The sequence below is a fragment of the Pseudomonas sp. B21-009 genome (genome assembly GCF_024749345.1).
Taxonomy (GTDB): Bacteria; Pseudomonadota; Gammaproteobacteria; order Pseudomonadales; family Pseudomonadaceae; genus Aquipseudomonas.
The window spans coordinates 5,203,633-5,215,846 of the sequence record NZ_CP087199.1; the positions used below are offsets into that span (position 1 = coordinate 5,203,633).

A 12,214-nucleotide genomic window follows, 5' to 3' on the forward strand; every position below is an offset into this window, starting at 1 on the left:
AGAAACATCATGCGTTATGCACATCCCGGTACCGAAGGCGCCAAGGTTTCCTTCAAGAGCCGTTACGGGAACTACATCGGTGGCGAGTTCGTTGCCCCAGTCAAAGGCCAGTACTTCGAAAACACCTCGCCGGTGAACGGCCAGCTGATCGCCGAATTCCCCCGCTCGACTGCCGAAGACATCGAAAAAGCCCTGGATGCCGCCCACGCCGCCGCTGATGCCTGGGGCACAACCTCGGTGCAGGCACGTTCGCTGATCCTGCTGAAAATCGCCGACCGTATCGAACAGAACCTCGAACTGCTGGCCATCACCGAAACCTGGGACAACGGCAAGGCCATCCGCGAAACCCTCAACGCTGACATCCCGCTGGCTGCCGACCATTTCCGCTACTTCGCCGGTTGCCTGCGCGCCCAGGAAGGCAGCGCCGCCGAAATCGACGGCAACACCGTTGCCTACCACATCCATGAACCATTGGGTGTGGTCGGCCAGATCATCCCGTGGAACTTCCCGATCCTGATGGCCGCGTGGAAACTCGCCCCGGCCCTGGCCGCCGGCAACTGCGTGGTACTCAAGCCGGCCGAGCAAACCCCGCTGGGCATCAGCGTACTGCTGGAGGTGATCGGCGACCTGCTGCCGCCTGGCGTGCTCAACGTGGTGCAAGGTTATGGCCGCGAAGCCGGTGAAGCCCTGGCCACCAGCAAGCGCATCGCCAAGATCGCCTTTACCGGCTCTACCCCGGTCGGTTCGCACATCATGAAATGCGCCGCCGAGAACATCATTCCGTCAACCGTCGAACTGGGCGGCAAGTCGCCGAACATCTTCTTCGAAGACATCATGCAGGCCGAGCAGAGCTTCATCGAGAAAGCCGCCGAAGGCCTGGTGCTGGCATTCTTCAACCAGGGCGAGGTGTGCACCTGCCCATCGCGGGCACTGGTGCAGGAGTCGATCTACCCGGCGTTCATGCAAGAGGTGATGAAGAAGATCAAGCAGATCAAGCGCGGCGACCCGCTGGACACCGACACCATGGTCGGCGCCCAGGCCTCCGAGCAACAGTTCGACAAGATCCTCTCGTACCTGGAAATCGCCGAGAAGGAAGGCGCCGAGCTGCTCACCGGCGGCAAGGTGGAAAAACTCGAAGGCAGCCTGTCGACCGGCTATTACATCCAGCCGACCCTGCTCAAGGGCACCAACCAGATGCGCGTGTTCCAGGAAGAAATCTTTGGCCCGGTGGTGAGCATCACCACCTTCAAGGACGAAGCCGAAGCCCTGGCGATTGCCAACGACACCGAGTTCGGCCTCGGCGCCGGAGTCTGGACCCGCGACATCAACCGCGCCTACCGCATGGGCCGCGGCATCAAGGCCGGTCGCGTGTGGACCAACTGCTACCACCTGTACCCGGCCCACGCCGCGTTCGGTGGCTACAAGAAGTCCGGCGTCGGCCGTGAAACCCACAAGATGATGCTCGATCACTACCAGCAAACCAAAAACCTGCTGGTCAGCTACGACATCAACCCGCTGGGCTTCTTCTAAACGAGATACAGCGCGGCTTCGAACCGGGGCCGCGCTGGCTCGCTTCCTGCAAGACCATCACCAGACAAACCGGCACCCGCCGGTATTGATAAAAACAACAGGTGAATCCTATGCCAAGCGATCATACCGGCAGCGTGCCGGCAGGCTCTTCTGTCGACTTCGAAAAAGTCGGCTCCGACTATTTCCAACAACGTGAACTGAAAAAGGGCGCCGCCGGCTGGGTATTGCTGGTGGGCCTGGGCGTCGCTTACGTGATTTCCGGCGACTATGCCGGCTGGAACTTCGGCCTGGCCCAGGGTGGCTGGGGCGGCATGTTCCTCGCCACCTTGCTGATGGCGACCATGTACCTGTGCATGTGCTTCTCGCTGGCCGAGCTGTCGTCGATGATCCCTACCGCCGGTGGTGGCTACGGTTTTGCCCGCAGCGCCTTCGGGCCCTGGGGCGGGTTTCTCACCGGCACGGCGATCCTCATCGAATACGCGATTGCCCCGGCGGCCATTGCCGTGTTCATCGGCGCCTACTGCCAGTCGCTGTTCGGCATTGGCGGCTGGATGATCTACCTGGCCTTCTACATCATCTTCATCGGCATCCACATTTTTGGGGTCGGTGAAGCGCTGAAGCTGATGTTCATCATCACCGCCGTGGCCGCCATTGCCCTGGGCGTGTTCCTGGTGGCGATGGTGCCGCACTTCGACGTCAACAACCTGTTCGATATCGCCCAGACCGACGCCGTCGGCGCCAGCAGCTTCCTGCCGTTCGGCTATGTCGGGGTATGGGCGGCGATCCCTTACGCGATCTGGTTCTTCCTCGCCGTCGAAGGTGTGCCGCTGGCTGCCGAAGAAACCAAGAACCCCAAGCGCGACCTGCCCCGCGGCCTGATCGGCGCCATGCTGGTGTTGCTGGCCTTTGCCCTGCTGATCCTGGTGGTCGGCCCGGGTGGTGCCGGTGCCGAGGCGCTCAAAGCCTCCGGTAATCCGTTGGTGGAGGCGCTGTCGAAAGCCTACGGTGGTTCGACCTGGATGGGCGGTTTCGTCAACCTGGTGGGCCTGGCCGGCCTGATCGCCAGCTTTTTCTCGATTATCTACGCCTATTCGCGGCAGATTTTTGCTTTGTCGCGTGCCGGCTACTTGCCACGCAAGCTCTCGGAAACCAACAAGAGCAAAGCGCCGGTACTGGCCCTGGTGATCCCCGGGATCATCGGCTTTGGCCTGTCGCTGACCGGCCAGGGCGACCTGCTGATCCTGGTCGCGGTGTTCGGCGCTACGCTGTCTTATGTACTGATGATGGCCGCGCACATCACCCTGCGCATCCGTCGGCCAAAAATGGAGCGGCCGTATCGCACCCCGGGCGGCATCTTCACTTCGGGCGTGGCCCTGGTTCTGGCCTGCATCGCGGTGGTGGCCGGCTTTCTGGTCGACCCACGGGTAGTGATTGGCGCCGCGGCGATTTATGCGGTATTGATTGCCTACTTTGCTTTCTACAGCCGGCACCACCTGGTCGCCGGGACCCCGGAAGAAGAATTCGCCGCGATCCAGAAGGCCGAAGAGGCCCTGCACTGATCAACGCCACCTACGCCGCAGGCCAGCCCTGCGGCGTTCTGGAGAGTCTGTATGGCAAGTTTTGTTCACACGGCAGGCAACCAGACCTACCGTTTCGACAGCCTCAAGGAAGTCATGGCCAAGGCCAGCCCGGCGCGTTCGGGTGACTTTCTCGCCGGTGTCGCCGCCAGCAACGACGGCGAACGGGTGGCGGCGCAGATGGCCCTGGCCGACATCCCGCTCAAGCATTTTCTGACTGAAGCGCTGATCCCCTACGAAGACGATGAAGTCACCCGGCTGATCATCGACACCCATGATGCCAATGCCTTTGCCGCCGTCAGCCACCTGACCGTCGGCGGGCTGCGTGACTGGCTACTCAGCGAAGCCGCCGATGAAGACACCCTGCGTGCCCTGGCCCCGGGGCTGACCCCGGAAATGGCTGCGGCCGTGTCGAAAATCATGCGCGTGCAGGACCTGGTGCTGGTGGCGCAGAAGATCCGCGTGGTCACCCGCTTTCGCGGCACCATGGGCCTGCGCGGGCGGCTTTCGACCCGCCTGCAGCCCAACCACCCGACCGACGAGCCGGCCGGGATTGCCGCGAGCATTCTCGACGGCCTGCTCTACGGCAACGGCGATGCGATGATCGGCATCAACCCGGCCACCGACAGCATTGCTTCGATCTGCGCCCTGCTGGAGATGCTCGACGCCATCATCCAGCGCTATGACATCCCCACCCAGGCCTGTGTGCTGACCCACGTGACCACCTCGATCGAGGCGATCAACCGCGGCGTGCCGCTGGACCTGGTGTTCCAGTCGATTGCCGGCACCGAAGCGGCCAACGCCAGCTTCGGTATCAACCTCAATGTGCTCAAAGAGGGTTACGACGCAGGTCTGAGCCTCAACCGCGGCACCCTCGGGCAGAACCTGATGTACTTCGAGACCGGCCAGGGCAGCGCCCTCTCGGCCAACGCCCACCATGGCGTCGACCAGCAGACCTGCGAAACCCGCGCCTACGCCGTGGCCCGCCATTTCAAGCCGTTTCTGGTCAACACCGTGGTCGGTTTCATCGGCCCGGAGTACCTGTACAACGGCAAGCAGATCATCCGCGCCGGGCTTGAAGACCACTTCTGCGGCAAGTTGCTGGGCGTGCCCATGGGCTGCGACATCTGCTACACCAACCATGCCGAAGCCGACCAGGACGACATGGACATGCTCCTGACCCTGCTGGGTGTGGCCGGTATCAACTTCATCATGGGCATCCCCGGCTCCGACGACATCATGCTCAACTACCAGACAACTTCATTCCATGATGCGCTCTACGCCCGACAAACCCTGGGCCTCAAGCCTGCGCCGGAGTTCGAAAGCTGGCTGGCGCGCATGGGTATCTTCACCCAGGCCGACGGCCGGGTGCGTTTCGGTGACAACCTGCCACCGGCCTTCCGCCAGGCCCTGGCGCAACTGGGATAAGCGAGTCGACTATGGCCAATACTCCCCAACACGACAACAGCGCCAATCCCTGGCTGGAACTGCGCCGCCTGACCCCGGCGCGCATCGCCCTGGGCCGCACCGGCACCAGCCTGCCGACCGGCGCCCAGCTGGACTTTCAGTTCGCCCACGCCCAGGCCCGCGACGCCGTGCACCTGGCCTTCGACCATGCCGGCCTGCGCCAGCAATTGAGCGAGCGCGGACGTGAAAGCCTGCTGCTGCACAGCGCCGCCGCCGATCGTCACAGCTACCTGCAACGCCCCGACCTGGGGCGCCGCCTGCACGAAGATTCAGCACAACAGCTGCGCGAACACGCCCAGGCCAACCCCGGTGGCGTCGATCTGGCCATCGTCGTTGCCGACGGCCTCTCGGCCCTGGCCGTGCATCGCCATACCCTGCCGTTTCTCGCCCGCCTGGAAGAACAGAGCGCCGCCGACGGCTGGTCGACCTCTCCGGTGGTGTTGGTCGAACAAGGCCGGGTGGCGGTGGCCGATGAAGTGGGCGAGCTGCTCGGGGCGAAAATGACCGTGATCCTGATCGGCGAACGCCCGGGCTTGAGCTCGCCGGACAGCCTCGGGCTGTACTTCACCTACAACCCCAAGGTCGGCCTCACCGACGCCTACCGCAACTGCATCTCCAACGTGCGCCTGGAAGGCCTGAGCTACGGCATGGCCGCCCACCGCCTGCTGTACCTGATGCGCGAGGCCTGTCGGCGGCAGTTGTCGGGGGTCAATCTGAAGGACGAAGCCCAGGTGCAAACCCTTGAGTCAGACACCGATGCGCCGAAAAGCGGAAATTTCCTGCTGAGTAAACCTTGAGATCGTAGATTGCGCTTTCTAATTGCTTTCAGGCAGCATCTGCCAAGGCTGCCGGCGATTCGCCGCAAACTCCCATGGACCCTGAGGCCTGCTTATGCGAATCATCAAAGCAACCCTGGAACATCTGGACCTGCTTGCCCCGCTGTTCGTCAAATACCGCGAGTTCTACGGCCAGCTGCCCTACCCGGACTCCTCGCGCTCGTTCCTGAAAAAACGCCTGGAACGTGGCGAGTCGACCATCTACCTGGCCCTGCCGGACGATGACGACAGCAAACTGATGGGCTTTTGCCAGCTCTACCCGAGCTTCTCGTCGCTGTCGCTCAAGCGCGTGTGGATCCTCAACGATATCTATGTCGCCGAAGACTCCCGGCGCATGCTGGTGGCCGACCACCTGATGCGCGAAGCCAAGAAGCTGGCCAAGGAAACCAACGCCGTGCGCCTGCGGGTATCGACCAGCAGCGACAACGAAGTGGCGATGAAAACCTACGAGTCCATCGGTTTTCACGAAGACACCGAGTTCAAGAGCTACATCCTGCCTATCCACTCGGACTGATCCAGGCGCAACGGCAGGCGCGATGCCTGCCGTTCACATTCATTCGACATCCGCCGCTACAAACTGCGCAGGCACAATCTGTTCGTAGCCGTATAATGCGCCTCTTCATTGTGTGTGAAACTTTACCCATCTTCCGGGTAGCGACCGTCCGCATTCGCACTGCCAGCCATCGCAAGCCCGTCGCCCGGGTCAAGAACACAAGGTGCTGTACATGGATTTCAACCCGCTGGACCTTATTCTGCATCTCGACGCTTACCTGGACCTGTTGGTCAACAACTACGGCCCGTGGATCTACGCGATCCTGTTCCTGGTGATCTTTTGCGAGACCGGTCTGGTGGTCATGCCGTTCCTGCCGGGTGACTCCCTGCTGTTCATCGCCGGCGCCGTGGCCGCAGGCGGCGGTATGGACCCGGTGCTGCTCGGCGGCCTGCTGATGGCGGCGGCAATCCTGGGCGACAGCACCAATTACGTGATTGGCCGAACAGCAGGCGAACGCTTGTTCCGCAACCCCAACTCGAAGATCTTCCGCCGCGACTACCTGCAGCAGACCCACGACTTTTATGAGCGTCATGGCGGCAAGACCGTGACCCTGGCGCGCTTCCTGCCGATCCTGCGCACCTTTGCGCCGTTCGTCGCCGGCATCGCCAAAATGCACTACCCGCGTTTCCTCGGTTTCAGCGTCGCCGGCACCGTGCTCTGGGTAGGCGGCCTGGTCACCCTCGGCTACTTCTTCGGCAACGTGCCGTTCATCAAGCAGAACCTGTCGCTGATGATCGTCGCCATCATCCTGCTGTCGCTGGTGCCGATGATCATTGGCATCGTGCGCAGCCGCATGGGCCGCAACGAAGCCAAGGTTCACTAAGCCCGGTTTATGTGGTCGCTGAGCGCCTGGCGCCGTCGCCGTACCCTGGCCCGACACCCGCTCGACCCGCAGCGCTGGCAGCGGGTGCGCGAGCGCCTGCCGATGCTCGATGGCCTGAGCGACGAAGAAGACCAATGGCTGCGTGAAGCCTGCGTGTTGTTCCTCGATAGCAAGCACCTGACTGCCCTGCCCGGGGTCGAACTGGACGGCGAGCAGCGGCTGTTTCTTGCCGCCCAGGCGCAACTGCCGCTGCTGCACCTGGGCGAGCTGAACTGGTACCAGGGTTTTCACGAAATCATCCTCTACCCCGACGACTTCGTAAGCCCCCAGCGCCATCGCGACGCCAGCGGCATCGAGCACGAATGGGACGGCGAGCACAGCGGCGAAGCTTGGCAGCAGGGCCCGGTGATCCTCGCCTGGCCTGGCGTGCTGGCCAGTGGCGGCTGGGAAGGCTACAACCTGGTGATCCACGAACTGGCGCACAAGCTCGACATGCTCAATGGCGATGCCAACGGCCTGCCGCCGCTGCACAGTGACCTGCGCGTCAGCGACTGGGCCCAGGTCATGCAAGCGGCCTTTGACGACCTCAACGCCCAGCTCGACCGCAACCCCGACGCCGAAACCGCCATCGACCCCTATGCCGCGGAAAACCCGGCAGAATTCTTCGCCGTCACCTGCGAATACTTCTTCAGCGCCCCGGACCTGCTCAACGACGCCTACCCCGCGGTGTACCAGCAATTGCGCGGCTTCTACCGCCAGGACCCGCTGGCCCGCCTGCAGCAGTTGCAGCGCCACCACCCGCATTACCAGGACGCGCAGGACTGAGCCTGCCGGACATCCGCCCGGGCGTGGCAAGCGCGCTGGAATGTGCCTATAATCGCGACCAATTTTTGGCCAAACATGGGGGCACTGCCCAATGAGCTACAGCAAGATTCCGGCTGGCAAAGACCTGCCGAACGACATCTACGTCGCCATCGAGATTCCAGCCAACCACGCGCCGATCAAATACGAGATCGACAAGGACAGCGACTGCCTGTTCGTTGACCGTTTCATGGCTACCCCGATGTTCTACCCGGCCAACTACGGCTACATCCCCAACACCCTGGCCGACGACGGTGACCCCCTCGACGTGCTGGTTGTTACCCCGTACCCGGTAGCGCCAGGCTCGGTCATCCGCGCCCGTCCGGTCGGCATCCTGAACATGACCGACGACGGCGGCGGCGACGCCAAAGTCATCGCCGTACCGCACGACAAACTGTCGCAACTGTACGTCGACGTCAAAGAATACACCGACCTGCCAGCCCTGCTGATCCAGCAGATCGAGCACTTCTTCGCGAACTACAAAGATCTCGAGAAAGGCAAGTGGGTCAAGATCGAAGGCTGGGATGGCGCTGACGCCGCCCGCGCTGCGATCACCAAGTCGGTTGCAGCTTACAAAGGCTAAGCACGCGCCTGACGAAAAGAGCCTCGCACACGCGGGGCTTTTTTATGCCTGATTGAAAAGTTTCCTACAGCATCCTAAGCCAACGCCTGTAAACCGGTCACATTTCCCGGCAAAAGAAGAACTTCGCGTTTATTTCCCGCAACCGCCAAGCCCACTAGACTCGGGCCTCATGAATACATCCGGTGATCGTCTCAAAGCGCTCCTGAGCGAGTGCAACCTGTCCCCTTCCGACTTTGCTGCGCAGCGCAAGGTTACGCCGCAGCACGTCAACAACTGGTTCAAGCGCGGTGTGCCCCTGGCCCGGCTGGATGAAATCGCCGAACTGCTGTGCGTGCGCAGCCGCTGGCTGCGCAACGGCGAAGGCCCCAAGCACCCCAACCCCTTGCCGCGCCTCAACAGCCAGGCCGCTCGCCCAGGGGTCGAAGGCCCCGATGCCAGCGCGCTGGCGGCGCACAGCTACAACGACATCCAGGTGCCGTTCTACAGCATCCAGACCCGCCAGCTAAAAGCGGTCGAAGATCGTTACCTGCGCCTGCCGCTGCGCGCCCTCGACGCCGTGGGCGTCGACCCCGGCGATGCCCTGTGCCTGAGCATGCCCGGGCACAACATGAGCCCGCTGCTGCCACGGGGCACCACCCTGGCCATCGACCGCAGCCTGACCCGGGTGGTCGAAGGCGAAATCTACGCCTTGCTGCACAACGGCCGCCTGCGCATCAACAGCCTCAGCCGCCGCGCCAACGGCGCCTTGCGCCTGCACAGCCAGGACAGCGACGAATATCCCACCGAAACCTACAGCCCGGCGCAACTCAAGACCCAGCGCCTGGAAGTGCTCGGCTGGGTATTCTGGTGGGGCCACCTGCGCGACAGCCGCCCAGACTGAGAGCCAGAGGTAATTTTTTGCTGGGCATCGCCGGTCAATCCCAGTATGCTACGCCGCACATTTAGCCCGACGGCCAAGCCCGTCCGCGGCCCTGGCGCGGCACTCCACAGCTTGCCCGCCACCTCCCGGCCCCAGCGCCGGAGCAACGATTTTAAGGCGGTTGCGGCTTACCAAAAATTAGCCAAGCCCGTCCCCGGAAGCCGGCCACAAGCCGGCTTTTTAATGCCTGAAACATTCCCCTGCGCACACCTGAGCTGCCAAGCCCACACTTCGAACCACACCGGGAAAAACTCGACTACTTTTACTCGGTCGTAACCTGTTCTCACTGGAGTGGTCATGAAACTCATCGGCATGCTCGATTCCCCCTACGTGCGCCGCGTCGCGGTATCGCTGGAGCTGTACGGCATCAGCTTCGAACACCAGGCGCTGTCAGTGTTTCGCAATTTTGCCGAGTTCGCCGCGATCAATCCGGTGGTCAAGGCGCCGAGCCTGGTGCTGGACGACGGCACGCTGCTGATGGATTCGACGCTGATTCTGGATTACTTCGAAGCCCTGGCCGTACCCGCCAAAAAGTTATTGCCACAAGACCCGCTGGCCCGCGCCAGCGATTTGCAGGTGATCGGCCTGGCGCTGGCGGCCAGTGAGAAGTCGGTGCAGATCTACTACGAGCACAACCTGCGCCCGCAAGAGAAGCTGCACACGCCCTGGCTGGAGCGGGTGACCGGGCAGTTGCAGGCGGCGTATGCGCGGCTCGACGGCTTGCTCGCCGAACAGCCGACCAAGTGCCCCACCCTGCCCTTGAGCCAGGCAGAAATCACCACGGCGGTGGCCTGGTCGTTCACCCAGTACGTATGCGCCGAGGTGGTTGCGGCCAGCGACTATGCACATGTGCAGCGTCTGGCGCAGAAGATCGAAGGGCATCCGGCGATGCTCAAGTACCCGATCCAATAGCGTCCGGCGCCAACCCCTCGCGCAGCATCTGCACGAAGGCATCCCGGGCCGGATGCCTTGCTGCCTGGGCATGCCAGTAGAAGGCGTTGCTGATGGCCTTGAGTTCGGCGAACTCATGGCCGCTCCAGCCGGCGCCCTTGCGGTATTGCTCGAAGATGCCCCTGGGCACCAGCGACACTCCGGCGCCAGCACTGACGCAACTGACGATGGCGCCATAGCTGGCAATGCCGACAATCGGCAGTTTTTGCCCCTGTTCGAGCAACCAGTGCTCCAGAGCCGCGCGGTATGGGCAACCTTCCGGCCACATGAAGATGGCCTTGCCCTGCAGGTCTTCAGCACCGCGAATCGGCCCCAGCGATTCAGGCGCGATCAGCACCAGGTCTTCCTGGTACATGGGCGTGCGCTTGAGCAGCGGCCGCTCGACCTCCACTGCGACAATCGCCCCGTCGAGGCGATGGTTGAGCACGTCATCGAGCAGTTGCGACCAGGTGCCCGTGCTCAATTCCAGCGATACCTGCGGGAAGCGCGCATGGTATTCGGCCAGTAACCGCGGAAGCCGGCCACTGGCCGAGGACTCGATGGCGCCGATACGCAGGCGCCCGCTGGGCATGGCGTGCGGGCTCAGAGCGGCCTTAGAGGCTTCGGCCAGGGCGAGCATCTGGGTGGCGTATTCAAGGAAGGTTTCGCCTGCCGGGCTGATCTTCAAACCGCGACCATGGCGAAAGAACAGCGCCACGCCCAGCTCTTGTTCAAGCGCCTTGATCCGCGCAGTGATGTTCGACGGCACGTAGTGCAACACCTCGGCCGCACGGGCGATGCTGCCGGTGTCGTAGACCGTCTTGAACATGCGAATCTGCATCAGCTCCATACATCACCCAAAGTGAACGATACGCTCAGTATAAGTCGATTGTGGTGAGCATAGGCCTTTCTGATACTGAAGCTCCCAGCCCCCCGGAGCCTCTTGCGATGCCACGCGCCCAATCCCTGAAAATCGTCCTGGCGACCCTGTTTGTGGTGCTGTGCTGGGCCTACTCACCCACGGGCATCCATATCGCCCTGCAAGGCTACGAACCGGGCCATCTGGCCTTGGCGCGGTTTATCGTGGCGTCGGTATTCATGGCCTTTGTCGCACTGTGGCGAGGGATCAGCCTGCCCCGGCTCAAGGACTTGCCGCTGTTGATGCTGCTCGGTTTTTTCGCAGTGTTTGCCCACCATGTGGCGATCAACTTCGGCCAGCGCGGGATCAGTGCCGGGGCATCCAGTGTGCTGGCGCAATCCACACCGTTGTTCAGCCTGTTGATCGGCTGTTTTGTTCTGCGTCAGAAGGCCAGCGCCTGGCACTGGGGCTGCCTGGTGCTGGGCATGCTTGGCGCGGCGATGGTGGTTGCCGGGGATCACGGGCCAGGCGCACTGAACGCCCACGGCCTGCTGGTGCTGTTGGCCGCGCTGTCGTGGAGTATCTACTTCACCCTGCAGAAACTTCATGGCCATCGGTACGACGGCCTGACCATGGTCTGCTATACCATCTGGGCCGGCACCGCCTTGCTGCTGGTGTATCTGCCGGGCCTGGCCGGCGCCGTGAAGGCCGCGCCACTGCAGGCAGACCTGGCGGTGTTGATGCTGGGCGTATTTCCCAGCGCCCTGGCCTACCTGGGCTGGGCCTTTGTACTGAGCCACACGCAGGTCAGCCGGGCAACCATGGCGCTGTACCTGATCCCGCCCTGCGCCATGCTGATCGCGGCCTCGCTGCTCGGCGAGCAGCCTTCGCTGATGGTGATAGTCGCAGCGGTGGTCGTGTTGATCAGTGTGCTGGCCCTGAACATTCCATCACGGCGGCGAATTCAACGGCCTGAACAGTTGCACCAATAGCCGGCCAAGTATGTAGAACAGTGGTACCGCGAACAGCAGGCTGAACAGCACGATGTTCATCGCTTCACCGGCAATGACCTGCGGATCGCAACTGATCGGCCCGCTATTACCGCGCCCAAGGCGGATGCACCCGGACTTGGGGTGGGCCGTCCAGTACGCCGCCGCGATGCACAAGCCGACCATCACTGAAAGCAGCAGCATCACCACCTGATCGCTGCCGCTTATCTGCAACCGTTGCCAGCGTTCTCTCACGCGCAGCTTCAGCATGCCGCACTCTGAATCAC

Annotated in this window: 13 protein-coding genes; 11 read left to right on the plus strand and 2 right to left on the minus strand. The window is 62.7% G+C overall.

What is annotated here, in order from left to right; genetic code table 11:
- Positions 1 to 9: 9 nt before the first annotated feature.
- From LOY34_RS24020 to LOY34_RS24065, 10 genes are all read left to right on the plus strand, one after another.
- Positions 10 to 1,530 (plus strand): aldehyde dehydrogenase family protein, encoded by a 1,521-nt coding sequence (locus LOY34_RS24020; RefSeq protein ID WP_123565105.1) that lies wholly within the window; start codon positions 10 to 12, stop codon positions 1,528 to 1,530.
- Positions 1,531 to 1,640: 110 nt separating this feature from the next.
- Positions 1,641 to 3,089, plus strand: a complete 1,449-nt coding sequence (gene eat, locus LOY34_RS24025) for an ethanolamine permease (protein WP_045199911.1) — start codon at positions 1,641 to 1,643, stop codon at positions 3,087 to 3,089.
- A gap of 51 nt (positions 3,090 to 3,140) precedes the next feature.
- Positions 3,141 to 4,535: an ethanolamine ammonia-lyase subunit EutB gene (locus LOY34_RS24030; protein ID WP_195885119.1), complete on the plus strand. Its 1,395-nt coding sequence runs from the start codon at positions 3,141 to 3,143 to the stop codon at positions 4,533 to 4,535.
- 11 nt (positions 4,536 to 4,546) lie between these two features.
- A complete protein-coding gene (eutC, locus tag LOY34_RS24035; protein ID WP_195885120.1) occupies positions 4,547 to 5,371 on the plus strand; it encodes an ethanolamine ammonia-lyase subunit EutC in 825 nt (274 codons plus the stop codon).
- Positions 5,372 to 5,465: 94 nt separating this feature from the next.
- Positions 5,466 to 5,924 (plus strand): N-acetyltransferase, encoded by a 459-nt coding sequence (locus LOY34_RS24040; protein WP_045199916.1) that lies wholly within the window; start codon positions 5,466 to 5,468, stop codon positions 5,922 to 5,924.
- A gap of 211 nt (positions 5,925 to 6,135) precedes the next feature.
- On the plus strand, positions 6,136 to 6,786 hold the full coding sequence (locus tag LOY34_RS24045; RefSeq protein ID WP_038998563.1) for a DedA family protein: 651 nt from the start codon (positions 6,136 to 6,138) through the stop codon (positions 6,784 to 6,786).
- A 9-nt stretch (positions 6,787 to 6,795) separates the two neighbouring features.
- Positions 6,796 to 7,611 (plus strand): zinc-dependent peptidase, encoded by an 816-nt coding sequence (locus LOY34_RS24050; protein ID WP_123565101.1) that lies wholly within the window; start codon positions 6,796 to 6,798, stop codon positions 7,609 to 7,611.
- 91 nt (positions 7,612 to 7,702) lie between these two features.
- The gene (gene ppa / locus LOY34_RS24055; RefSeq protein ID WP_007933577.1) at positions 7,703 to 8,230 is read left to right on the plus strand and encodes an inorganic diphosphatase; all 528 of its coding nucleotides are present in this window, start codon (positions 7,703 to 7,705) and stop codon (positions 8,228 to 8,230) included.
- A 169-nt stretch (positions 8,231 to 8,399) separates the two neighbouring features.
- Positions 8,400 to 9,110 carry an XRE family transcriptional regulator gene (locus LOY34_RS24060; protein ID WP_123565100.1) on the plus strand — a complete coding sequence of 237 codons (711 nt, stop codon included), beginning with the start codon at positions 8,400 to 8,402 and terminating at the stop codon, positions 9,108 to 9,110.
- A 336-nt stretch (positions 9,111 to 9,446) separates the two neighbouring features.
- Positions 9,447 to 10,061: a glutathione S-transferase family protein gene (locus LOY34_RS24065; RefSeq protein WP_195885121.1), complete on the plus strand. Its 615-nt coding sequence runs from the start codon at positions 9,447 to 9,449 to the stop codon at positions 10,059 to 10,061.
- Here LOY34_RS24065 and LOY34_RS24070 read toward each other — a convergent pair.
- Positions 10,042 to 10,929 carry a LysR family transcriptional regulator gene (locus LOY34_RS24070; RefSeq protein WP_195885122.1) on the minus strand — a complete coding sequence of 296 codons (888 nt, stop codon included), beginning with the start codon at positions 10,927 to 10,929 and terminating at the stop codon, positions 10,042 to 10,044. The two genes, LOY34_RS24065 and LOY34_RS24070, sit on opposite strands and share 20 nt — an antisense overlap.
- Positions 10,930 to 11,027: 98 nt before the next feature.
- Here LOY34_RS24070 and LOY34_RS24075 point away from each other — a divergent pair, with 98 nt between their 5' ends.
- A complete protein-coding gene (locus tag LOY34_RS24075) occupies positions 11,028 to 11,930 on the plus strand; it encodes a DMT family transporter (RefSeq protein ID WP_195885123.1) in 903 nt (300 codons plus the stop codon).
- On the opposite strand, the gene LOY34_RS24080 is transcribed toward LOY34_RS24075, so the two are convergent.
- On the minus strand, positions 11,889 to 12,197 hold the full coding sequence (locus LOY34_RS24080) for a hypothetical protein (RefSeq protein ID WP_045199935.1): 309 nt from the start codon (positions 12,195 to 12,197) through the stop codon (positions 11,889 to 11,891). The two genes, LOY34_RS24075 and LOY34_RS24080, sit on opposite strands and share 42 nt — an antisense overlap.
- Positions 12,198 to 12,214: the final 17 nt, after the last annotated feature.

Excerpts from the sequence above, each read along its gene's own strand:
- LOY34_RS24080 (WP_045199935.1), bottom strand. The coding sequence starts at position 12,197 with ATGCTGAAGCTGCGCGTGAGAGAACGCTGGCAACGGTTGCAGATAAGC.
- LOY34_RS24060 (WP_123565100.1), top strand. The coding sequence starts at position 8,400 with ATGAATACATCCGGTGATCGTCTCAAAGCGCTCCTGAGCGAGTGCAAC.
- LOY34_RS24045 (WP_038998563.1), top strand. The coding sequence starts at position 6,136 with ATGGATTTCAACCCGCTGGACCTTATTCTGCATCTCGACGCTTACCTG.
- LOY34_RS24040 (WP_045199916.1), top strand. The coding sequence starts at position 5,466 with ATGCGAATCATCAAAGCAACCCTGGAACATCTGGACCTGCTTGCCCCG.
- eat (WP_045199911.1), top strand. The coding sequence starts at position 1,641 with ATGCCAAGCGATCATACCGGCAGCGTGCCGGCAGGCTCTTCTGTCGAC.
- LOY34_RS24050 (WP_123565101.1), top strand. The coding sequence starts at position 6,796 with ATGTGGTCGCTGAGCGCCTGGCGCCGTCGCCGTACCCTGGCCCGACAC.
- LOY34_RS24070 (WP_195885122.1), bottom strand. The coding sequence starts at position 10,929 with ATGGAGCTGATGCAGATTCGCATGTTCAAGACGGTCTACGACACCGGC.
- LOY34_RS24065 (WP_195885121.1), top strand. The coding sequence starts at position 9,447 with ATGAAACTCATCGGCATGCTCGATTCCCCCTACGTGCGCCGCGTCGCG.
- LOY34_RS24020 (WP_123565105.1), top strand. The coding sequence starts at position 10 with ATGCGTTATGCACATCCCGGTACCGAAGGCGCCAAGGTTTCCTTCAAG.
- LOY34_RS24075 (WP_195885123.1), top strand. The coding sequence starts at position 11,028 with ATGCCACGCGCCCAATCCCTGAAAATCGTCCTGGCGACCCTGTTTGTG.
- eutC (WP_195885120.1), top strand. The coding sequence starts at position 4,547 with ATGGCCAATACTCCCCAACACGACAACAGCGCCAATCCCTGGCTGGAA.
- ppa (WP_007933577.1), top strand. The coding sequence starts at position 7,703 with ATGAGCTACAGCAAGATTCCGGCTGGCAAAGACCTGCCGAACGACATC.
- LOY34_RS24030 (WP_195885119.1), top strand. The coding sequence starts at position 3,141 with ATGGCAAGTTTTGTTCACACGGCAGGCAACCAGACCTACCGTTTCGAC.